The 22453-nt window shown below is 65.1% G+C and carries 14 protein-coding genes and 2 pseudogenes; 8 read left to right on the forward strand and 8 right to left on the reverse strand.

Annotated elements, in window-relative coordinates; all coding sequences use genetic code 11:
* Positions 1 to 119 (forward strand): annotated as a pseudogene (locus IOC69_RS02815) (IS110 family transposase); the annotation flags it as partial.
* Positions 120 to 221: 102 nt separating this feature from the next.
* Here IOC69_RS02815 and IOC69_RS02820 read toward each other — a convergent pair.
* From IOC69_RS02820 to IOC69_RS02830, 3 genes are read right to left on the reverse strand one after another with little or no spacing between them, the layout of a single operon-like run.
* A complete protein-coding gene (locus IOC69_RS02820; protein WP_290542009.1) occupies positions 222 to 1634 on the reverse strand; it encodes a sodium:proton antiporter in 1413 nt (470 codons plus the stop codon).
* A gap of 7 nt (positions 1635 to 1641) precedes the next feature.
* A complete protein-coding gene (locus tag IOC69_RS02825) occupies positions 1642 to 2598 on the reverse strand; it encodes an MBL fold metallo-hydrolase (protein ID WP_290542010.1) in 957 nt (318 codons plus the stop codon).
* Position 2599: 1 nt separating this feature from the next.
* A complete protein-coding gene (locus tag IOC69_RS02830; RefSeq protein WP_290542011.1) occupies positions 2600 to 2827 on the reverse strand; it encodes a hypothetical protein in 228 nt (75 codons plus the stop codon).
* A 54-nt stretch (positions 2828 to 2881) separates the two neighbouring features.
* On the opposite strand from IOC69_RS02830, the gene IOC69_RS02835 reads away from it, so the two are divergent.
* Positions 2882 to 5926 carry an N-6 DNA methylase gene (locus IOC69_RS02835; protein ID WP_290542012.1) on the forward strand — a complete coding sequence of 1015 codons (3045 nt, stop codon included), beginning with the start codon at positions 2882 to 2884 and terminating at the stop codon, positions 5924 to 5926.
* A 454-nt stretch (positions 5927 to 6380) separates the two neighbouring features.
* Here the strand turns inward: IOC69_RS02835 and IOC69_RS02840 are convergent.
* Positions 6381 to 8654 (reverse strand): annotated as a pseudogene (locus tag IOC69_RS02840) (heavy metal translocating P-type ATPase); the annotation flags it as partial.
* Positions 8655 to 8834: 180 nt separating this feature from the next.
* On the reverse strand, positions 8835 to 9680 hold the full coding sequence (locus IOC69_RS02845) for a D-amino-acid transaminase (protein ID WP_290542014.1): 846 nt from the start codon (positions 9678 to 9680) through the stop codon (positions 8835 to 8837).
* Positions 9681 to 9803: 123 nt separating this feature from the next.
* On the opposite strand from IOC69_RS02845, the gene IOC69_RS02850 reads away from it, so the two are divergent.
* Both IOC69_RS02850 and IOC69_RS02855 read left to right on the forward strand, forming a co-directional pair.
* A complete protein-coding gene (locus tag IOC69_RS02850) occupies positions 9804 to 11159 on the forward strand; it encodes an aspartate aminotransferase family protein (protein ID WP_290542015.1) in 1356 nt (451 codons plus the stop codon).
* A 12-nt stretch (positions 11160 to 11171) separates the two neighbouring features.
* Positions 11172 to 12551, forward strand: coding sequence for a glutamine synthetase family protein (locus IOC69_RS02855; RefSeq protein WP_290542016.1), 1380 nt, complete (start codon positions 11172 to 11174; stop codon positions 12549 to 12551).
* A 487-nt stretch (positions 12552 to 13038) separates the two neighbouring features.
* Here IOC69_RS02855 and gltA read toward each other — a convergent pair whose 3' ends face one another.
* Both gltA and gltX read right to left on the reverse strand, forming a co-directional pair.
* Positions 13039 to 14340 (reverse strand): citrate synthase, encoded by a 1302-nt coding sequence (gene gltA, locus IOC69_RS02860; protein WP_290542017.1) that lies wholly within the window; start codon positions 14338 to 14340, stop codon positions 13039 to 13041.
* A gap of 251 nt (positions 14341 to 14591) precedes the next feature.
* The gene (gene gltX, locus IOC69_RS02865) at positions 14592 to 16016 is read right to left on the reverse strand and encodes a glutamate--tRNA ligase (protein WP_290542018.1); all 1425 of its coding nucleotides are present in this window, start codon (positions 16014 to 16016) and stop codon (positions 14592 to 14594) included.
* 156 nt (positions 16017 to 16172) lie between these two features.
* Here gltX and IOC69_RS02870 point away from each other — a divergent pair, with 156 nt between their 5' ends.
* The 4 genes from IOC69_RS02870 (at position 16173) to IOC69_RS02885 (ending at position 21999) form a co-directional block, all read left to right on the forward strand.
* Positions 16173 to 18323 carry a ComEC/Rec2 family competence protein gene (locus tag IOC69_RS02870; protein WP_290542019.1) on the forward strand — a complete coding sequence of 717 codons (2151 nt, stop codon included), beginning with the start codon at positions 16173 to 16175 and terminating at the stop codon, positions 18321 to 18323.
* A gap of 32 nt (positions 18324 to 18355) precedes the next feature.
* Positions 18356 to 18640, forward strand: a complete 285-nt coding sequence (locus IOC69_RS02875; protein WP_290542020.1) for a chorismate mutase — start codon at positions 18356 to 18358, stop codon at positions 18638 to 18640.
* A gap of 41 nt (positions 18641 to 18681) precedes the next feature.
* Positions 18682 to 20628, forward strand: coding sequence for an FAD-dependent oxidoreductase (locus tag IOC69_RS02880; protein WP_290542021.1), 1947 nt, complete (start codon positions 18682 to 18684; stop codon positions 20626 to 20628).
* 435 nt (positions 20629 to 21063) lie between these two features.
* Positions 21064 to 21999, forward strand: a complete 936-nt coding sequence (locus tag IOC69_RS02885; RefSeq protein ID WP_290542022.1) for a tetratricopeptide repeat protein — start codon at positions 21064 to 21066, stop codon at positions 21997 to 21999.
* A 73-nt stretch (positions 22000 to 22072) separates the two neighbouring features.
* On the opposite strand, the gene IOC69_RS02890 is transcribed toward IOC69_RS02885, so the two are convergent.
* Positions 22073 to 22450 (reverse strand): YbaN family protein, encoded by a 378-nt coding sequence (locus IOC69_RS02890; RefSeq protein WP_290542023.1) that lies wholly within the window; start codon positions 22448 to 22450, stop codon positions 22073 to 22075.
* Positions 22451 to 22453: the final 3 nt, after the last annotated feature.

Here is a 22453-nt window from a genome sequence, read left to right on the forward strand (position 1 = left end):
AACGACTCCGGGAAGCCGGAAAACCCTTCAAGGTCGCCCTCGTCGCAGCCATGCACAAGTTCCTCACCATCCTCAATGCCATCATGCGAGACAACACGGAGTTCCGCCACAGCTACTGAAAATCGACAGTTGCTTGACCCGGACATCCTCTTTCGCGGTGACCAGAAAGGATACGCGGGTCAAGCCCGCGTAAGGTGAGTGTGAAGGGTGACGGCCACGCCCTACCCCGCGAAAAACACCCAGCCCACCACCGCGAAAAGCGGCAGCAGGATCGCGCCTGACCACAGCATATAGCCGAAGAAGCCCGGCATTTTCACGCCGGCGTTGCGCGCCATGGCATAGACCATGAAATTGGGCGCATTGCCGATATAGGTGTTGGCGCCCATGAACACCGCACCCGCCGAGATGGCGGCGAGCGTCGTCGCTCCCTCGGTCATCAGGTATTGCGGGTCGCCGCCCGCCAGTTCGAAGAACACCAGGTAAGTGGGCGCGTTGTCGAGGAAGGACGAGAGCCCGCCGGTGATCCAGAAATAGGCGAGGTTGTCGGGCTCGCCGCCCGGCCCCTGGACAAGCGAGACGAGCGGCGCGAAGACGCCGCCCATTCCCGTCTTCAGCATCGCCAGCACCGGGATGATGGTGATGAAGATGCCCGCGAAGAGCTGCGCCACCTCCTTGATCGGCTCCCAGTCGAACTTATTCGCCGCGCGGCGTTCCTGCGGCGTGAAGGCAAGCGACAGGCCGACGATGACGATGAAGGCCCCATCGCGCAGCAGCGCGGCGACGGGTTCATGCGTGCCGAAAATCACCACGTCGCCCAAATCCACCGAGGCGGAGAGCAGAATGGTTGCGATGATCGCGGCGATCAGCAGGAAGTTGATGCCCCCCAGCACGCGCAGCGGCGCGCCGTCCGGCGTGGGGTCGCGCGGCAGGTGGCCTTCCTTGCGGTAGACGGCGCTGTCCATCGCGAAGAACAGGGCGAGCAGCACGCCAACGATCATGAGCGCGGGCAGCAGCAGGTGCACCGTGGGCCAGAAGAAGCTCACGCCGCGCAGGAAGCCCAGGAACAGCGGCGGGTCGCCCAGCGGGGTGAGCGCGCCGCCGGCGTTGGCCACGAGGAAGATGAAGAACACGAAAACATGCGCATTGTGCTTGCGGTCATCGTTGGCGCGGATCAGCGGCCTTATCATGATCATCGCCGCGCCCGTGGTGCCGATGATGGAGGCCAGACCCGCGCCGATTGCCAGCAACGCGGTGTTCGTGGCGGGCGAACCATGCAGATTGCCCCGCACCACGATGCCGCCCGCCACGGTGAACAGCGCCAGCAGCAGCAGGATGAAGGGAATGTATTCCATGAGTGCCGTATGCACCAGCGCTTCGCCCGCGGTGCCGGGGCTCCGCGTCACCACGATGGGGATCAGCGCGAGCAGCGCCCAGAAAGCCGCCACCTTGCCGCGGTGATGATGCCAGAAGTCCGCCGCCACCAGCGGGAAGACGGCGATCGACAGCAGCATGCCGAGGAAGGGGATGGCCCAGGGCAGGCCCAGCGTGCGCCCGTCAAGACCCTCCGCGGCGAAGGCCGGAGCGGCGGACAGCAGAAGGAATGCGGCGGCAAGCCCCGCGCGTCCCGTCGTCATCATGGCCTCAGTCGATGTCCAGCGTTTCGCCCGCATCAGGCACCAGGAAGGAAGCGGGGTCAACCGAATACTGTTCGAGCGCGCTCTTCAGCGCCGCCACCGGCGCATCGATCGCCTCGTCGGTGAGCTGAATGGTGCCGTGGTGGATGGCGAGGCTGGCGCGGCTTTCCAGAATATTGTGCGCCTTCACCGCCTCCTCCGGGTTCATGTGCTGCGGATGCATGAACCAGCGCGGCTCATAGGCGCCGATGGGCAGCAGCGACAGGCGCGGCGGTCCGAAACGCCCGCGCACATCGCTGAAGGTTGAGCCCGTGCCGAAGCCGGTGTCGGCGGCGAAATAGATGGGGCCGCCCGGCGTCTCCACAATAAAGGCGCCCCACAGCGCGGTGTTGGCGTCGAACAGCCCGCGCTTCGACCAGTGCAGGGCGGGCGTGAGATGAATGCGCAGGCCCTTGTGCTCAACGCTGTCGCCCCAGCCCAGCTCGTCGATGCCGAAGGACGATGATGCGCGCCTGACCCAGCGCGCATTGCCATGCGGCGTCACCACATGCGCGGCGTGGCGCCTTGCAATGCGCCGCAGCGCCGGCAGGTCCATGTGGTCATAGTGATTGTGGCTGAGCAGGATGATGTCGATGGGCGGAAGCGTTTCGGCGGTGAGAGCGGCAGGCCTTGCACGGCGCGGACCCGCGAAGGGAACAGGGCTCGCCCTGGACGACAGAAACGGATCGGTGAGGATATTGAGACCCCGCGTCTGCAGCAGCACCGTCGCGTGCCCGACCCAGGTGGCCTTCAGCGCATCGCCCTCGACGCGCCGGGGCGGCGGCGGAAAGCCGCGGTTGCTCACGCGCCAGGGCCAACGGGCGCGGTTTCCCTCCATCTGCCACTTCATCAGGTCAAGCAATGAAGCTTCGCCCCTATGGTCCTCGAGACTGTAGCGCCGGCCGTCATGGAGGATCCGCACCATGTCACATCTCCGCGCCGGTCGCCCACGGAATGGGCCCCGGCAGGATGGCGGCAGCCCCGGAGAAGGGCCTGTCATGCTGCACGATGACGAACAGCATGATCGCGACCGTGATCCCGGCCACCGGCAGGACGGTGGCAAAGATGCCGCCCGGCGGAAGAGAATAGACAAAATCCGGCGGCATCTTCCTGTCCCTTTCCCGGAACATGCGCCAGATCAGGACGTTGATCATGGTCTTATCGCAATAGCGGTTCCACTTTTGCGGATCATACTCTAGAAAGCAATTATGAACTCCGCGAAACAAGCCGAAAGCCGGACCCTCGACATTCTGCGTCATCTCGCATCGCAGCCCGGCCATGACGAAGTCAAGGCCGACTTCCGCGAATTGCTGATTGAGGAGTTCCAGGTCGACCGCGCCAATCTCGAATTTGAGCGGCGCATACCGGAGGTGAGGGGCCGTCTGGACGCTCTGATCGGCAGAACGGTTTTCGAAGCGAAATCCAACCTCGCGCGGGAGTGGGCCGACGTCGAGCGCCGTATGCCCGACTACCTGCGGGACCGGGAGGCGGAGGAAGGCGAGCGCTTTGTCGGCATTGCCTCCGACGGACTTCGCTGGTCGGTTTTCGAGCTTTCCGGGGGCAAGCTTTCGAATTTCAAGGAAACCCAGCTCAATCCCGAAAAGGCGGCGGAGTTTCTGGCATGGCTCGATGGCGTGCTGGCCCTCAAGTCGTCTCTGCCGCCGGACGTCATCAACATCAAGGCGGAACTGGGCTACGGCTCGGTCGCCTACCGGCGCGCCAGCGATGGGCTGCGCCAGCTGTGGAACGCGCTGAAGGCCGACCGCGCCACAATGCTGAAGCGGCAGCTCTGGTCATCGCTCCTGAAGCTTGTCTATGGCAAGGAGATCGAAAACGACGAACTTTGGTTGCAGCACAGCTATCTCGTGATCGTGGCCAAGGCCATCGCGCTGGCGGTTCTGGATGTCAATGAGGATGATCCCAGGCGGCTGCTGTCAGGCGAAAGCTTTCAGCGTCTCAACATCCTGGGCGCGGTGGAAAGCGACTTCTTCGACTGGGTGACGGCGAGCGCCGAGGGCGAGGACCTGGTTCGCCGCATCATGGCGCATGTTCGCCGTTTCCGCCTGCGCGAAGTTCAATCCGATGTTCTCAAGGTTCTCTATGAATCCCTGATAGACCGCGCGGAGCGGCATGGCCTGGGAGAATACTATACGCCGGACTGGCTTGCGGCGAAGGTGGTCCGGCAGTCGGTCACCGCTCCGGTTGAGCAACGCGTGCTGGACCCGGCCTGCGGTTCGGGAACTTTTCTGTTTCACGCCGTGCGGAACTTCATCGCCGAGGCCGAGGACGCGGGCATGAAGCCAAACATGGTGGCCGCCGAGGTGACGGCCCATGTCGCCGGCATGGACATTCACCCCGTCTCCGTCATCATTGCCCGCGTCACCTACCTTCTGGCGCTTGCCCCGGCGCTTGGCGCGCGCGATGGCGCGGTTTCGATCCCCGTCTATCTGGGTGACGCGATGCAGCTGTCCATTTCGGAGTGGATGGGCGGCAAGGAACTCACAATCAAGGTTCCGCCGTCGTCCGCCGGCAACAGCACCAGCGGCGAAGGCGAAAACGGGCGCGAGCAGCTGGATTTTCCGGACACTTTTTGCCGCGATCCGGCGCTGTTCGACAAAGCCATCGAGCGCATGCGCACGGGGTCTCTCGAAGGCATGAAGCGCGATCAAATCGAGGCGGCGCTCAAGCGGATCGTGGAACAGCACTACAAGCGCGACATCAATCAGGAAGAAGAGTTCGCCATCAAGGACATGGGCAAGACCTATGTGGTGTTTGACAGGCTGCGCCGCGACGGACGCGACTCCGTCTGGGCTTATGTTGCCCGCAATCTCTCGCGGCCTCTCTTTTTCTCGGCGGCGGGTGGCTGGGCGAATGTTGCCGTGGGCAACCCGCCCTGGGTCGCTTTCCGCCACATGAGCGCTGATCTGCAGAAGAAGTTCAGGGAACTCGCCAGGGGCGAACGGGTCTATGTGGGCGGCAAATTGGCCACCCAGAACGATCTCTGCGCCCTGTTCATGGTGCGCGCGGCGGATCTCTATCTTCGCGCGGCGGGCCGGATTGCGTTTGTCTTGCCGCTCGCCGCCCTCACACGCGGGCAATTCGCCGAGCTTCGCCGCGGGTCCTTCCACTCCACCCGGCTTGCCTATGATGCAGCCTGGACGATGGATGACGGCGTGCAGCCGCTGTTTCCCGTTCCGGCCTGCGTGCTGTTCGCGCGCAAGCGCGCCACCGCCAGGCCCGTGCCGGATATCGTGACGGCCTATGCCGGCAATCTACCCTATCGCGATGCGCCGGAGGAACTGGCCGACCGGCATCTTCAGGTCCGCAACGATGCGCCGCGGCCGGAGGAGGCCAATTTCGAGAGCGGCTCGGCTTACCGCAAGGCTTTCCGGCAAGGCGCAACGCTGGTTCCCCGCATGCTGTGCCTCGTCGAACGCGGCCAGACGGGTGGACGGCTGGCCCCCGATAGATCCTCACCCTTCGTCGTCAGCCGCCGCAACAGCCAGGAAAAGGAGCCCTGGAAGTCACTCAGCGGCATCGAAGGCCGTGTGGAGGCGGAATTCATCCGCCCGGTGCTGCTGGGCGAGAGCATCTTGCCTTACCGAGTCTTGAGGCCCTTCGAGGGCGTGGTTCCCGTGACCGAAAAGGGAGCGGTGCTCGACGCGGATGCCGCCGCAAACCGGGGATATTCCGGCCTGACATCCTGGATGATGAGGGCGGAAAAGGTGTGGGAGGAGAACGCCGAAAGCGGAAAAATGACTCTTGTCGGGAGATGGAACTATCACAATGAGCTCGGTTCGCAGTTTCCGATAGGCGGAATTAAGGTACTTTATTGCCGATCTGGCAGTCTCCAAGCCTCCGCCATCCTGCAGGATGACAGAACAATTATCGATTTTGCTCTTTATTGGTCGAAAGTGAAGACAATCGAGGAAGCAAGATATCTGTCAGCCTTTTTCAATAGTGAAGAGTCGCGGAGAAGGGTAGAGATGTATCAGAGCCGGGGGCAATGGGGTGCGCGAGACTTTGCCAAAGTTATGTTTAACTTGAATTGGCCCGTTTTTGATCCGGACTCAAATCTTCATCGGCGTCTCGCTGCCGCAGCGGCTGATGCGGAGAACCTGGCGTCAACAGTCGAAATTCCCGATGGCATGAAGTTCCAGCGCGCCAGGAGGCTGGTCCGTGACGCCCTCACCGAGGCCGGCATCGCCCAGAAGATCGACAAGCTGGTGGCAAGGCTGCTCGACGGCGCGTGACGGTCGTGTTCCGAGGCGCGGTGCGGCGTCTGACGGTGAAGCCGCCCGCGAGGCGCGCCCTTGATTGTCATTATTGAAAAGTTTCAGAAAGTTCAAACCGGCGTGGTGAGGATGCACATACCTTGCCACGGTTCCCGCGGGACTCGTTGCGGGATGCTGCTACAATCGTTCTCTGAAAACGATTGGACACAGGCATGCCCGGAATCGACAGCGAAACACGCAATGCTTTCAATGAGTTGCTTGTGATGGATGAGCTGTCGCGGCTGCCCTTCGGGGCAATGATGCGGGTGTTGCAAACCTTGCCCGCGCCCGTTCTGGAGGTGGCGGCGAGCAGTGTTTTGCGAAGCCCTTGCCGGGATGGCCGGGGGTCGCACGCGGGCAGCCCTCCGCCTGGCTCCCGGTGATTGCACAACTGGGCCTGCTGTCACCATGACAATCGACTTCGATCGGGTGGTTATGTCCGCGCTTTCGCGGGGCTTGTCAGAGGGGCGCTTTGCCATGCTCCGGCGCGATCCTCCGTCGGACGGTAGCGGCGGAGCCTGAGGGCATTGCTGACGACGAAGACGCTGGAGAGCGCCATGGCCCCCGCCCCGATCATGGGCGACAGGAGCGTGCCGTTGACCGGATAGAGCGCCCCGGCGGCGACGGGTATGAGCAAGACGTTGTATGCGAAGGCCCAGAACAGGTTTTGCTTGATGTTGCGGACGACGGCCCGGGAGAGGCCGATGGCGGTGGGCACGCCGCGGAGGTCGCCCGACATCAGCACCACGTCAGCGCTCTCGATGGCGATGTCCGTGCCGGTGCCGATGGCGATGCCGGTGTCCGCCGCGGCCAGTGCCGGCGCATCGTTGATGCCGTCGCCCACGAAAGCGACCGGGCCTTGCGCCTTGAGGCGCGCGATGGCCTCCACCTTGCCCTCCGGCAGCACCTCGGCGACGACCTCGTCGATGCCCAGCGTCCTGGCGATGGCCTCCGCCGTGCGGCGGTTGTCGCCGGTGATCATCGCGACCTTGAGACCCATGGCGTGGAGCGCTGCGATGGCGGCGGGGGTCGTGGGCTTCACCGGATCGGCCACGGCGATGATGGCGGCGAGCTTGCCGTCGATGGCGGCATAAAACGGAGTCTTGCCCTGCCGGCCCAGACGTTCGGCGCTTGCGGCGAAAGAGGACACGTCGAGGCCAAGCTTCGCCATATAGCGGCCGGCACCCACGGCGACGTCATGGCCCCCGGCAAGCCCGCGCGCGCCGAAGCCGGGGATGGCCTCGAAGCCATGGACGGCGGGAATGGCGAGGCCCCTTGCCCGGGCGGCGGAGACGATGGCGGCGGCGATGGGGTGTTCGGAGGAGTTCTCGACCGCGGCGACAAGGGCCAGCGCGTCACCGGGTGGGACGCCGTGAAGCTCGAAATCGGTGAGCTCCGGGCGGCCTTCGGTGAGCGTGCCGGTCTTGTCCAGCGCCACCACCGCGACGTCGCGCAAGGCTTGCAGCGCCTCGCCCCTGCGGAAGAGGACGCCGAGTTCGGCGGCGCGGCCCGTGCCGACCATGATGGACGTGGGCGTCGCGAGGCCCATGGCGCAGGGACAGGCGATGATGAGCACGGCGACGGCATTGACGAGGCCGAAGGCAAGCGCGGGCTGCGGGCCGAGGAGGAGCCAGACGAGGAAGGTCAAGCCCGCCACCGCCATCACCGCGGGCACGAACCAGGCGGTGATGCGGTCGACCAGCGCCTGGATCGGCAGCCTGGCGCCCTGCGCCTGCTCCACCATGCGGATGATCTGGGCGAGGAGCGTGTCGGCCCCCACCTTGGTGGCGCGATAGGTGAAACTGCCGGTCTTGTTGATAGTGCCGCCGACAACCTCCACGCCTTGTGCCTTCGCCACGGGAACGGGCTCGCCGGTGATCATCGCCTCATCGACGAAGGACGAACCCGCGACCACCACGCCATCGACCGGCAGCCGGTCGCCCGGTCGCACCTGCACGATGTCGCCCACCACCACCTGGTCGAGAGGCAGTTCCACGGTCATGCCATCGCGTTCGACGCGCGCCGACTTGGCCTGAAGGCCGACGAGCTTTGCGACGGCCGCGCCGGTGCGGCCCCTGGCGCGGGCTTCCAGCAGGCGGCCCAGGAGGATCAGCGTGACGATGACGGCGGAGGATTCGTAATAGACGTTCTGCGTGCCTTCCGGCAGCAGCGCGGGCCAGAATGTGGCGGCCACGGAATAGCCCCAGGCCGCGGTGGAGCCCAGCACCACCAGCGAATTCATGTCCGGCGCGAGCTTCAGAAGGTTGGGAACGCCCGTCCTGTAGAAGCGCAGGCCGGGGCCGAACTGCACGATGGTCGCCAGCACGAAGTAGAGGAGATGGAGCTTGAAGCGGTCCACGCCATGGAGCCAGTGGCCCACGGCGGGGATGAGATGGCCGCCCATCTCCATGATGAAAAGCGGCAGGGTGAAGACGGCGGCAATGAGAAAGTCCCGCGTGAGGCTGGCGTGCTCCTTGTCCTTAGCCGCCCGGAGCGCATCGGGATCGGCCGCATCGGGACGACGCGTCTCATAGCCCGCCTGACGAATGGCGGCCTCGACGGAGGAGAGCGGCGTGCCGGCGAGGAGCTCCACCGTGGCGCGCTCCGTGGCGAGGTTGACGGTCGCGGAGACGACGCCCGGCACGGCGGCGATGGCCTTCTCCACCCGGCGCACGCAGGAGGCGCAGGTCATGCCCTCCACGGGGAGGCTCTGGAGCGGGGCGGGTGACATTTGGGTCATGGGTGTGGACCTTCCCATGATGAGGGGTCAAGCGGCAATTCAGGGCGTGGCCCGGCGTGGCGGCCACCCCTCAGCCGGTTGCGCCCGAAGCTGGGGTCCTGCTTGCCGCCGGGGTGACGGCATCGGGGGTCCGGGGCGCGCCGCTGCCTACGCCGCGGCTTCCTTCAGGAACAGCTCGCGCAGCTTTCTGACCACCGGCCCCGGTTGGCCGCCGCCGATCCTTTTGCCGTCGATCTCCACGATGGGCATGACGAATTGCGAGGCGGAGGTGAGGAAGGCTTCGTCGGCCGCGAGCGCCTCCGCCACCGTGAACTTGCCTTCGACGATCTCGACCCCCTCTTCCCGGGCCAGCCGCATCAGTGCCCGCCTGGTGCAGCCGGCGAGGATCTCGCTGGAGAGATGCCTCGTGATGACCTTGCCGTCCTTGACGATATAGGCGTTGGAGGACGTGCCCTCGGTGACGAAGCCGTGCTCCACCATCCAGGCCTCCTGCGCGCCCTTCTCATAGGCCTCCTGCTTGCCCAGCGCGGGGGCCAGCAGCATCACCGTCTTGATGTCGCGCCGCGCCCAGCGCAGGTCCGGCGTGGTGATGACCTTGATGCCCGTCACCGCATTGGGATTGCTGACCAGGCTCATGGCCTGGGTGAAGGCGATCAGGGTTGGCTTCACGTCGCCCCTGGGGAAGTTGAAGGCGCGGTCCGCCGCACCCCGCGTCACCTGCATGTAGATGATGCCCTCCGCGAGCCCATTGCGCCTGATGAGCTCCGCATGCATCGCGTCAAGCGCCTCGCGCGGGCAGGGCCAGGCCATGCGGAGTTCGTTCAGCGAACGGCCAAGCCGCTCCATATGCGCGGTGTAGTCAACCAGCCTGCCGCCGATCACCGCGCTCACTTCATAAACTCCGTCGGCGAACAGGAAGCCACGGTCGAATATCGATATTTTCGCTTCCGTTTCCGGAAGATACTCGCCGTTCACGAAGACGGTGCGGGCCATGGACCGGGCTCCCTCATGCTGACCCGCTCTAAGCATGATTCCGCCATCTGAATCCATGGGGGTTGTGGCTTCGGGGGCGGGGGGCTAGGAAAGTGGCCAACGTCAACCGTCCAGAAGGATATCATGCCGCGCAGCATTCCGGAGCAAGCGATAAAGGCCATGCTGAGCCGCGAAGAGGCCCTCTTCACCCAGCGCAACCCCACTTCCAAAAAGCTCTCGGACGACGCGGCGCGCAACTGGCTGAAGGGTGTTCCGATGCACTGGATGGTGGACTGGGGCACCCCCTTTCCCCTCTTCATCGCCAATGCGCAAGGCGTGGACCTCATTGACGCTGATGGCCACCGCTATATCGACTTCTGCCTGGGCGACACCGGCGCCATGTTCGGCCATTCGCCGCCGCCCGTGGCCGATGCACTCGCACGCGAGGGCGCGAACGGCCTCACCACCATGATGCCCTCACCCGATGCGGCGGTTGTCGGCAAGCTGCTGGAAGACCGCTTCGGCCTGCCCTGCTGGCAGGTGACGGCCACCGCGTCGGACGCCAACCGCGCCGTCATCAAATGGTGCCGGGCGATCACCGGCCGGAGCAAGATCCTGGTCTTCAACCATTGCTACCACGGCGCGGTGGACGAGACTTACGTCACCATCGATGGCGGCACGCCCCATGCCGACCCGGCCCTGATCGGCGAGGTGCGCGACCTTACGCAGTTCACCAAGGCCGTCGAGTTCAACGATATCCCGGCCCTCCGGAAGGCGCTGGCGGACAGGGACGTCGCCTGCGTGCTGGCCGAACCGATCATGACCAATGTGGGCATGGTGCTGGCGGATGACGGCTATCACGCGGCGCTCCGCGCCCTCACCCGCGAATACGGCACGCTGCTGGCGATCGACGAGACGCATTGCATGTCGTCAGGCCCCGGCGGCTACACCCGCGAATATGGGCTGGAGCCCGACGCCATGGTGCTGGGCAAGCCCATTGCCGGGGGCATTCCCGCCGCGGTCTATGGCTTCACACAGGACGTGGCGGACCGCATCCGGACGTTCCTCGAGACGCGCACGCCCGGCCATTCCGGCATCGGCACCACGCTGTCGGGCTCCAGGATCCAGCTGGCGCTGATGCGCGCCGTGCTGGAAAACTATTTCACCGGGGAGGCGTTCGGTCCCCTCCTGGCGCTGGCCAGGCGCCTCGAGAAGGGGATTGCCGATGTCATCATCAAACATGACGCGCCGTGGCACGTCGTCCGTGCCGGCGCCCGGGTGGAGTTCATGTGCACTCCCCAAAGGCCCCGCAACGGCGGCGAGGCCGCAAGAGTGATCCATCGGCCCATCGATAAAGCCGTGCATCACTATCTGCTCAATCGCGGGGTGATCGTCACCCCCTTCCACAACATGATGCTCATCTGCCCGGCGACGGTCGGGGCGCATGTGGACCGGCTGGTCGATGGACTCGACCGCTGTCTCGCTGAATTGATGGGCTGAGGAGCAAGCAGAATGACACTCGTGTTCCCCCGCCGGGAGGCGGAAGCGCAGGCCTTCCTCGACCAGAACCCGGACATCGAAAGCGTCCATGTGATCTGGACCGACATGTGCGGCGTGGCCCGCGGCAAGGTGCTGCGCCGCGACGAGGCGGCGCCGGCCTGGAAGGACGGCCGCTTCCTGCCGATCTCGGCGCTCGTGCTCGATGTGACCGGTCAGGACGTGCCGGAAACCGGCCTCGTCTTCGACGAAGGCGACCGCGACATGCTGATGTGGCCGGTGCCGGGCTCCATGATGCGCGTGCCCTGGGCGCAGGCGCCCACCGCGCAATACATCGCCACCGTGCATGACCTCGACGGCACGCCGCATTACGCCGACCCGCGCAATGCGCTGGAGAAGATCGTCAGGCGCTTCGAGACCGAACTCGGCATGAGGCCGGTGGGCGCGGTCGAGCTCGAGTTCTTCCTGATGGACCGGGCGTCCGCGCTGGCCGGCAGGCCGGTTGCGCCCAAGTCGCTGATCAACGAGGCGCGGCCTCGGCATTACCAGGCCTATTATCTTCAGGATACGGAGGACTTCGCGCCCTTCTTCCAGGACCTCTATGCCATGTGCGGGGTTCAGGGTCTGCCGGCCAGGACGCTGATCTCGGAATATGCGCCGGGCCAGATGGAGATCGTGCTGCGCCACCGCGCCGATGTTCTCAAGGCCTGCGACGAGGGCATCCTGCTGAAGCGGCTGATCAAGAACGTGGCCGAGAAGCACGGCCTGGCCGCCACCTTCATGGCCAAGCCCTATTCCGCCTGGACGGGATCGGGCATGCACATCCACGTCTCGCTCGGCGATCAAGACGGCAACAACCTGTTCGCCGCGGAGGACCCCACACGGAACGGGCTGCTGATGCACGCCATCGGCGGCCTCAAGGCGGCGATGGCGGAGTCGATGCTGATCTTCGCGCCCAATGCGAACTCCTACCGCCGCTTCCGCCGCAACTCCTATGCGCCCGTCTCGGCCAGCTGGGGCATCAACAACCGCACGGTGTCCCTGCGCATTCCCGCCGGCCCGCCCGAGGCCTGCCACATCGAACATCGCCCCTCGGGCGCTGACGCCAACCCCTATCTCGTGATGGCGGCGGTCCTCGCGGGCATGCATCACGGCATCACCGGAAAATGCGACCCCGGCAACCCGGTCAGCGGCAATGGCTATGAGCGGCGGGCCAAATACATTCCGGGCAACTGGTTCGACGCCATTGACGCCTTCTGGCGCGCCTCGATCCTCAAGGAATATTTCGGCAAGGAATTCATCGACACTTACTGCACGCTGAAGGAAGTCGAGGCCGACCGCTTCTATGCCGAGCCCACGGCGCGCGACTTCGAATGGTATCTCAGGACAGTCTAAAGCGAAGAGCGCTCAAGTCGAATCATGTGGTCTTGCGACGTGCGGCCTGTCTTCTCCCGCTCCTTCAGCGGGAGAAGAAGGGACCCGTTGCGGAACGCAACGGGGAGATGAGGGGACTTGTCTGCCGCTGGAGCGGCGGGCGGTCAATTGACTCCATTAGGATTTCCCTCCCCCTCGTGGGCAGGGCTATCGCATATGGGTTCCCTTCTCCCATCGCGTACCGCGACGGGAGAAGGGAAAATTGACATGGCACAAGACACGCCGCCGCCATATGCGATTCGCCTCCCCACGAGGGGGAGGTAAAAGACCCCGATTCTGCATGACCGCCCGCCGCTCGAGGAGCATGATCCGCAAAAGCGGTTTCACCTTTGCGGATCATGCCCCAAGCGATTTGGAAGCCGACAAAAAGCAATCCGACTGGCGCGTCTGCCTGCTGACCAGCGGAGTTGCCGCGCCGCAGTATCCCAATTGCCCCCGCGGGCGCGGCTCACGTCCCGCGCTTTGTCAGCGGCACGTAATCGCGGCGGGGCGCGCCGGTGTAGAGCTGGCGGGGGCGGCCGATTTTCTGGCCGGGCTCTTCGATCATTTCCTTCCACTGCGAGATCCAGCCCACGGTGCGGGCGAGCGCGAAGAGCACGGTGAACATCGAGGTGGGGAAGCCAAGGGCGCGCAGGATGATGCCGGAATAGAAATCCACATTCGGGTAAAGCTTGCGTTCGATGAAATACGGGTCGGACAGCGCCGCCTGTTCGAGAACGCGCGCCACTTCCAGCAGCGGGTCGTCCTTGATGCCGAGTTCGGCCAGCACCTCATGCGCCGTCTTCTGCATGATCTTGGCGCGCGGGTCATAGTTTTTATAGACGCGGTGGCCAAAGCCCATCAGCCGGATGTGGGAGGTCTTGTCCTTCACCCTGGCGATGAAGTCCGGAACCCTGGCCGGGTCGCCGATCTGCTGCAGCATTTCCAGCGCCGCCTCGTTGGCGCCGCCATGGGCCGGGCCCCACAGGCAGGCAATGCCCGCCGCGATGCAGGCGAAGGGGTTGGCGCCCGACGAGCCCGCAAGCCGCACCGTGGAGGTGGACGCATTCTGCTCATGGTCGGCGTGCAGGATGAAAATCCGGTCCATGGCGCGCGCCAGGACCGGATTCACCGCATAGTCCTCGCACGGCACGGCAAAGCACATGCGCAGAAAGTTCGCCGCGTAGGAAAGGCTGTTCCGCGGGTAAACGAAGGGCTGGCCGATGTGATACTTATAGGCCATGGCGGCGATCGTCGGCAGCTTGGCGATCATCCGGTGGCAGGCGATCTCGCGCTGGCGGGCGTCGTTGACGTCGGTCGAGTCATGGTAGAAGGCCGACATGGCGCCGACCACCGCCACCATCACCGCCATCGGATGCGCGTCGCGGCGGAAGCCCTGGTAGAAGCGGGTCATCTGCTCGTGCACCATGGTGTGGTAGGTGATGTTCCTGTCGAACTCCTGCCTCTGCGGGGGGGTGGGAAGCTCGCCGTAATAGAGCAGGTAGCAGGTCTCCAGGAAGTCGCCGTGCTCGGCCAGCTGCTCGATGGGGTAGCCGCGGTAGAGCAGCACGCCCGCATCGCCGTCGATATAGGTGATCTTGGATTCGCAGGAGGCGGTGGAGGTGAAGCCGGGGTCAAAGGTGAAGGCGCCGGTCTGGGCATAGAGCCTCGTGATGTCGACCACGTCCGGCCCGATGGTGCCGGATCTGACCGGCATGTCCACCGACTTTCCCGCGAATTCGAGAACTGCCTTCTTCGGATCGTCAGCCATTGCGGCCTCCCGTGTCTGAATTTTTTCCGTTACCGACTATTGCACCGCACCATGGAAAGGTCAACGTCACTGACCTGATGCGCTGGTCCGCCGGCCGCCTGGCTGTCCGCCGCCCATCGCCATCCTGCGGCGGCATGCATTTTGGCATCTGCCGCAACATGAGTCAGTTGCACTTCGGACGGCAACCGGCACGCTACGGCGACAACGCTTTTGTGCACCGGCAGCAACCTGTTTGCGACCGGAAAACTGCATCAGGACGACGCCTGATCGCGCAACCGGCCGAGCGACTCCCCCCGGCCCAGCACGTCCAGCACGTCGAAGATGCCGGGCGAGGTCGAGGCGCCGGTCAACGCCGCGCGCAAGGGCTGCGCCACCTTGCCGAGCTTCAGCCCGGCCGCCTCGGCGTAGGATTTTACAGCCGTTTCAAGATCATGCGCCTGCCAGTTCACAACCTGCTCAAGCACCGGAATCACCGCGCCCAGCACGTGGGCGCCGCCATCCCGGATGATCTGCCGCGCCTTGTCATCCATCGGCAGGGGCCGTTCCGCGAACAGGAATTGCGCGCCATTCTTCAATTCCACCAATGTCTTGGCACGCTCCTTCAATCCGGGAATCGCACGCAGCAGCTTAACTCTCATCGCGTCGTCGATCTTCGCCCTCATGGCCTTGCCGCCCTCACCATACGGCAGGAAATCAATGAACGATATCAATAACTTGTCATCCGGCATATGGCGCATATAGTGGCCGTTCAGGTTCTCCAGCCTGGCAAAATCGAACCGCGCCGCCGACTTGCCGATGGCGTCGAGGTCGAACCACTCGACCAGCTGCCCGGTCGAAAAGATCTCGTCATCGCCATGGCTCCAGCTTAAGCGGGCCAGATAATTCCTCATCGCTTCAGGGAGATAGCCCATGGCCCGATAGGCCTCGACACCCAGTGCCCCATGCCTCTTGGAGAGCTTTGCCCCATCCGGCCCGTGGATCAGCGGGATATGGCTCATGTGCGGCGCCCGCCAGCCCATGGCCTGGTAAATCTGGCTCTGCCGGGCCGCGTTGGTCAGGTGGTCCACACCGCGGATGATGTGGGTCACACCCATGTCATGGTCATCCACCACGACGGACAGATTATAGGTCGGATTGCCATCCGAGCGCAGGATGATCAGATCATCCAAGTCCTTGTTCGGAAAGACGACTCTGCCCTGGACAGCATCCTCGATCACGGTCTCGCCCTGCTGTGGCGCCCTGAAGCGGATGGCCGGCTTCACCCCCGCCCGCACCTCCTGGGGGGCGCGGTCGCGCCACGTCCCGTCATAGCGGATCGGCCGCTTCTCGGCCTCCGCCCTGGCCCGCATCGCCTCCAGCTCCTCCGGCGTGCAATAGCAGCGGTAAGCCTTTCCCTGCGCGAGCAATTCCTCCGCCACCTGCCGGTGCCGCCCGGCCCGCCCGAACTGCGAGACGGGCTCCCCCGCCCAGTCCAGGCCGAGCCAGGTCAGCCCCTCGATGATCGCGTCAATGGCCTCCGCCGTCGACCGCTCACGGTCGGTATCTTCTATGCGTAACAACATCTTACCGCCCATGTGCCGCGCATAGGCCCAGTTGAACAGCGCCGTGCGCCCGCCGCCGATGTGAAGGTAGCCGGTGGGCGAGGGGGCGAAGCGCGTGACGACTGGCGATGACATGAACGCCGTTCTCCTTATTGACTGACGTTGGGGAAGATGATTGCGTGCTCCGGGCCGCCAGATCAAAAGCTTGAGCATGATCTTGTCGCAAAAGCGGGTTCCGCTTTTGCGGATCATGCCTTAGCACAGCTGTGCGCGGCCTGTAAGGGGAGTGCCATGTCGCTTGCCACGCTGGACCCTGCGGCGGCGGATGACCGGCCCCGCCGCGCGTGGTTTTCCGCCGCCACCGGCGCGGCGCTGGAGGCCCAGCAGGGCCGCGGCTTCCTTTGGGCCGCGCCAGCCTTGAGCCTTGGAATCGGGGCCTATTTCGCCCTCGACCAGGAGCCCGGAACCCTGCTTCTCGCGAGCCTTGCGGCGGCGGGTGCCGGGCTCTTCTGGCTGGGCCGCGCAACAGGCCCGCTGCTGCTCGCGGGGCTTGTGTTCTGGGGCTTCGCACTGGCGGGTTTCCAGTCCTGGCGATCCGCGACGCCGCTCCTCGCCTTCACCATGGGCGAGGTCACGGTCACCGGACGGGCGGTCTCCGTCGATCGCTCGTCGCGCACCCGGCTGGTGATGATCCTGGCACCGGAGCAGATCGCGGGCCTTGCGCCGGAGCGCCTGCCAAATCACTTGCGCCTTACGCTGCCGGAGAGGGCCGGGGCCACGCCGCCCGGCGCGCGCGTCACCTTCAGGGCCCGTCTGGCGCCCTTGCCCTCACCCGTGGCGCCCGGCGCCTTCGACTATGGCCGCAGCCTGTGGTTCGGCGGCGTTGGCGGCACCGGCCGGGTGACCTCACAAACCATTGAAATTCTTGATGTTCCACGGACCATACTGCCGCTCGAAAGCTGGCTCTCCGCCATCCGCGCCGCCATGGGCGCGCGCATCCGCGCCGCACTTGCTGAACCCTATTCCTCCTTCGCCGAGGCGCTGATCACCGGCGAGCGCAGCAGCATTCCGCCGGAAGTCAACAAAAGCCTGTTGATATCAGGGCTATACCACATCCTCTCGATCTCGGGTCTGCATATGTGGCTGGTGGCGGGCAGCGTGTTTTGGGCGGTGCGCGCGGGGCTGGCGCTGGCGCCCGGCCTGGCGCTGCGCTTTCCCATCCGCAAATGGGCTGCCGGAGCGGCGCTGCTGATGGGCCTGTTCTACATGCTGCTGGCGCAAGGCGGCACGGCGACGGCGCGCTCCTTCCTCATGGTCGCCATTGTTTTCTTTGCCGTCATCGTCGACCGTCCGGCGCTTTCCATGCGCAACCTTGCGCTGGCCGCCGTGGCGATCCTCGTGCTCGATCCGCAGGCCGCTGTCGAGGCGAGTTTTCAGATGTCCTTCCTGGCGGTGCTGGGCCTTGTCGCCTTCTATGAGTTCTGGGCGCGCCGGAAGGAGGAACACGGCGCCGGGCAGGAACCCACGCCGCACTGGGCGTGGCGCATTGCGCGCTGGGCCGCCGCGGCCTTCATCGCCAGCCTCGTCACCTCGCTGATTGCCGGTTTTTCGTCATCCCTGCCAGCGGCCTATCACTTCGGGCGCATCTCGCCCTATGGTGTGCTGGCCAATGGGCTGGCCATTCCCGTGGTCGGCGTTCTGGTCATGCCCTTCGCCCTGCTGTCGGTGCTGCTGATGCCGTTCGGGCTGGAGCAGCTTCCGCTCACGGTGATGGGCAAGGGTCTGGAACTCGTCATTGCGATTGCCAATGGCGTTGCGGCGCTTCCGGGCGCCAACGAAGTCATTGCCCGGCCGCCGCTGACGGCCATGCTGACGATGGTTGCTGGCATGGTGCTGCTCTGCCTGCTGGCCGGTCCGGTGCGGCTTGCCGGGCTTGCGGTGATGGCGCTGGGCGCGCTGCTCGTTCTGCCGGCCCCGCCGCCGCCCGATCTCTTGATCGAGGCGGCGGGCGCCAACGTGGCGCTGCGCGACACGGCGGGTCAACTGGTGCCCGCCCAGCCACGCCGGGCGCGCTTTGCGGTTGAGAAATGGCTGCAGGCCAATGGCGAGGAGGCGAGCCTGGCCGAGGCCGCCAAACGCCCCGGCTGGAACTGCAGCGACGGGCGCTGCACCGCCACCGTGCGGGGCAGGGCCGTCGTCTATCTCGCCGGAGGAGAGGGAAAACCCTTGAATTGCGAAGGGGTGGACATTCTCATCGCAAGTTTTCCGTTGCGCGGCGACTGCCGGAACGTGGCCTTGCGCATTGACCGCTTCGATCTGTGGCGGCATGGCGCGCATGCCATCGGCCTCAGCGGTCCCGAGCCGCTGGTGACCACGGCACGCGGTGCGCAGGGGCGGCGGCCCTGGGTGGTGGCGCCTGAACCCCGCCCTCCCGCCGATTGACGGCAGGACCGGTTGCAGGCAAGAGGCAGGCCATGAGCAAGCCCCCGAACCTCACCATGGGCGAGATCCGCAAGGAGATCGACCGCATCGACGAGAGTCTCATCAAGATGCTGGCCGAGCGCCAGCGCTGGGTCGAGAAGGCTGTCGTCGTCAAGAAACGTGACGGGCTTCCGGCGCGCGATGACGCCCGCGTGCGCCAGGTCATTGACCATGTGCGCGTTCTGGCCCGCGGCCACCATGTCGATCCGGCCCTGGTCGAGACCATGTGGACGGAAATGGTCGAATGGTTCATCGCATATGAGGAACGTTCGATGTGAGGCTCGACGGCGGGCGGGGCGGCTGGTTATCATCAGCCATCATGATGTTCCCGCACCTGTTCTCGCCCTTCACAATTAAGTCCACCGAGATGCGCAACCGCATTTTCTCGACCGGGCATGACACCTATCTGCCGGAGGGCGGCCTGCCGTCCGACGCTCTGATCGCCTACCAGCGCGCCCGCGCCAGGGGCGGTGCGGGGCTCATCGTCGTCCAGGTCGTCGGCGTGCACGAGACTTCGCGCTACACCGAGGCGCTTTTGATGGGCACCTCGGATGACTGCATCAAGCCCTTCAGCCGGCTGGTGGATGCCATCCACGGCGAGGGTGCAAAAGTCTTCATCCAGCTCTTCCATCCGGGCCGTGAGCTGCTGGGCCGGCCCAACGGCGTGGTGCAACCGGCCTTCGCGCCGTCGCATTCCCCTTCAGAGCGCTTCAAGGTCATTCCTCGCGAGATGCCGCAATCGATGATCGGCGAAATCGTCGATGGCTTCGCCCAGGCCGCGCGCCGCATGGCGGAGGCGGGGGCAGACGGTGTCGAGATCGTGGCCAGCCACGGCTATCTGCCGGCCCAGTTCATGAACCCCTGGGTCAACCGACGGCAGGACCAGTATGGCGGATCGCCCGATAACCGTTTGCGCTTCACCCGCGAGGTCATTTCCGCCATCCGCGCCCAGGCGCCAGGCGAATTCATCGTCGGCATGCGCATGTCCGGCGACGAGCATGACGAGGACGGCCTGGTGGAGGATGACTCGGTCGCCATCGCGCGGGCACTGGCGCCGGAGCTTGACTACCTGAATGTCATCGCCGGCACGTCGGCCACCGCCTCGGGCGCTGCTCACATCGTTCCTTCCATGGCAAATTCAACGGCTTATGTTGCGCCCTTCGCCCAAAAAGTGAAGCAAGCGACGGGCAAGGCCGTGTTCGTCGCGGGTCGCATCAACCAACCGCAGATCGCCGAGCAGGTGCTCGCTTCGGGCTCGGCCGACATGTGCGGCATGACCCGCGCCATGATCGCGGACCCCGAGATGGCCAACAAGGCGAAGGCCGGGAAGGTCGATGACATCCGCGCCTGCATCGGCTGCAACCAGGCCTGTATCGGGCACTTCCAGCTCGGCTTGCCGATCTCCTGCATCCAGCATCCGGAGACCGGGCGCGAACTGGAATATGCCCGCAAGCCGCCTGCCGCAATCCGCAAAAGGGTCATTGTCATCGGCGGCGGGCCGGCCGGTCTGAAGGCGGCTGCCGTGGCGGCCGAGCGCGGCCATGAGGTGCACCTCCATGAGCGCGAGCGCCAGACCGGCGGCCAGACCCGCCTGGCGCAGCTTCTCCCCAGGCGCGCCGAGTTCGGCGGCATTGCCACCAACCTCACGGCCGAGGCGGAACGCCATGGCGCCAGAATCCACCGCCGCAGCGAGGTGACGCGGGACATGCTGCTGGCGGAGAAGCCGGACGCCGTCATCCTCGCCACCGGCTCCAAGCCCCACACTCCGCCTTTCGAGGGCGAGGCGGCGCAGATGGTCCATGTCGCCGACATCCTCGCCGGGCGGGCCACCACCGGCCAGAGGGTGGTGGTTTATGACTGGATGGGCGATTGGGCGGGCTCCGGCATCGCCGAGAAGCTGGCCGCCGAGGGTGCCCACATACGCCTCGCCGTGAACCACCACTGCGCCTCGGCCTCGATCCAGGCCTATATCCGCTTCGAGCAGGTCGCGCGCCTGCACAAGCTGGGCGTCGAGGTTCACCCGTGGCTGCGGCTTTACGGCGGCGACGGGCGGACGGTTTTTTTCATTCACACGCCCTCGCGCGGGGCGGTGGTGATGGAGGACGTCGACACCATTGTGCTCAACACCCCCAATCTGCAGGAGGACGGGCTGGCGCCCGTGCTGGAGGAATTTGGAATTCCCCACCAGATCGTCGGCGACGCCTTGACCCCGCGCACCGCGGAGGAAGCTGTCTACGAGGGAATGCGCGCGGCTTTGGCGGTTTGACCGGCGCAACTGTGGCGCGGATGCAACAGCCGCCCGATTTGTGAGCACTGTCCAATTCCGCCAGAATCACAATCTTTTATCCGCCCAAATTGCTGCTTAGCGTGGTCAGCGTGCAGGGGAAAAAACTCTATCTGCGCGGTCGATAGGGGCTCAGGGCAGAGCGGCGCTTTACCATCGCGTGGACATTGGCCGGGCGAGGGGAAGCGTCGCGTTGGCGGAGGCCGTCGGCGTGTCCCGCGTGATGTGGAAGAGAAAAAGTGGCGTCGTCGAGCATGGGTCATCCCGTTCACACCTTGAGCTTTGCAATCGCAAAGCACGGCTGGGGGGCTTGGAGCGTGATCCGCAAAAGTGGAACCGGTTTTGCGACAAGATCATGCTCAAGCTATTGACCCGGCGCATGTTCTTTTCGTTCAGGCGATTCCGCCTGAACGGAACATGCGCCCGGGAACCGTGATGTGGCCGGCGCTGCTCAGGGGCATGCATCGGGTTCGGTTCAGCAGCCGCCATGCCGCCCTTGCCGTTGGCGTGCTGATGCTGACGCTGGCGCCCGCCGCCGCCGCCGATGATGACGGAAAGGGACCGCTTTCCGAATTCTATTCCTACCTGCCCGCGGCGCCTGACATCCATCTTCCAGAAATCCAGATCCCGTTCTGGACAGATGACCTCAAGAAGGCGAAGCGCGCCTATAAAAACGGCGACTATGCCCGTGCGCTGACGCTGTTCCGCCGTGTTTCTGACGACGGCAACATCGTGGCCGACTGGTACCTTGGCCACATGTACAGCCAGGGCGTGGGCGTGCCCCGCGACGACGCGATGGCCTATACCTACTACACGCGCGTGGCCGAGCACTATGACCCCGAGGAAACCGATCCGAAACGCCTCAAAATCACTGTCGATGCCATGGTGCGGCTGGCCGACTACCAGCGCACCGGCGCTGTCAATGCCGGCCTTCAGCCCGACCCGAAGGCTGCGGCGCAGAACTATCTCAAGATCGCCACGGCCTATGGCCACCCCGCCGCTCAGTTCGCGCTTGGCGTGATGAGCATCAAGGGCGAGGGTTTGAAGAAAAATCCAAGCCAGGGCCTGAAATGGCTGATGGCCGCGGCCCGCAAACGATATGCCCCTGCGGAAGCCTATCTCGGCGATCTCTACTGGTCTGGCCAGATCGTCAATGCTGACCGGACCCGCGCCGTGATGTGGTACATCCTCGCGCGCCAATCGGCCCGGCCTGACGAAAACCCGGAAATCCATGCCCGCGCCGCGCAGATCGAGGCCAGCGTGGGCGAGGACGAACGAATCGAGGCCGAAGCCCGCGCCAAAGTGTGGGACGACCAGTATCCGGCCGAAAAGGCAAAGCCGGCGGGCGACTGATCGAGAACATCGGGCGCGCGCGATGCTCCGGCGATCCAATCCGGCTTGTGTCCGGAGGGGCGGGCGAAAGCGCCTATGAGGCGCGCCGTCCCGGGCGCGACAGGATGAATCCTGCTGTCGCCCCCATTGCCAGCGCCGCGCCGATTTCGACCCAGGCGGGGGCTTCGGCGACAAAGTGGAGGTAACCGAACATCGCCGTCATCATTACCACGGCGATGACCTTGGCGCCGGTGGGGATAATGCCATGGTCTTCCCAATCGCGGACATATTTGCCAGCATGGCGATGGGAGCGGATTTTCTGGGCCATCTCCGGACTTGAGCGCGAGAAGGCCCAGATGGCCGCCAGCAGGAAGGGTGTGGTCGGGAACAGCGGCATGACGATGCCGAAGACCCCCAGCGCCGCGCAGAGCCAGCCGGTGCAGGGAAGAACCGGGCGGCGCAGGGCTTTCACCGC

This window comes from Aestuariivirga sp. (assembly GCF_020252405.1).
Taxonomy (GTDB): domain Bacteria; phylum Pseudomonadota; class Alphaproteobacteria; order Rhizobiales; family Aestuariivirgaceae; genus Aestuariivirga.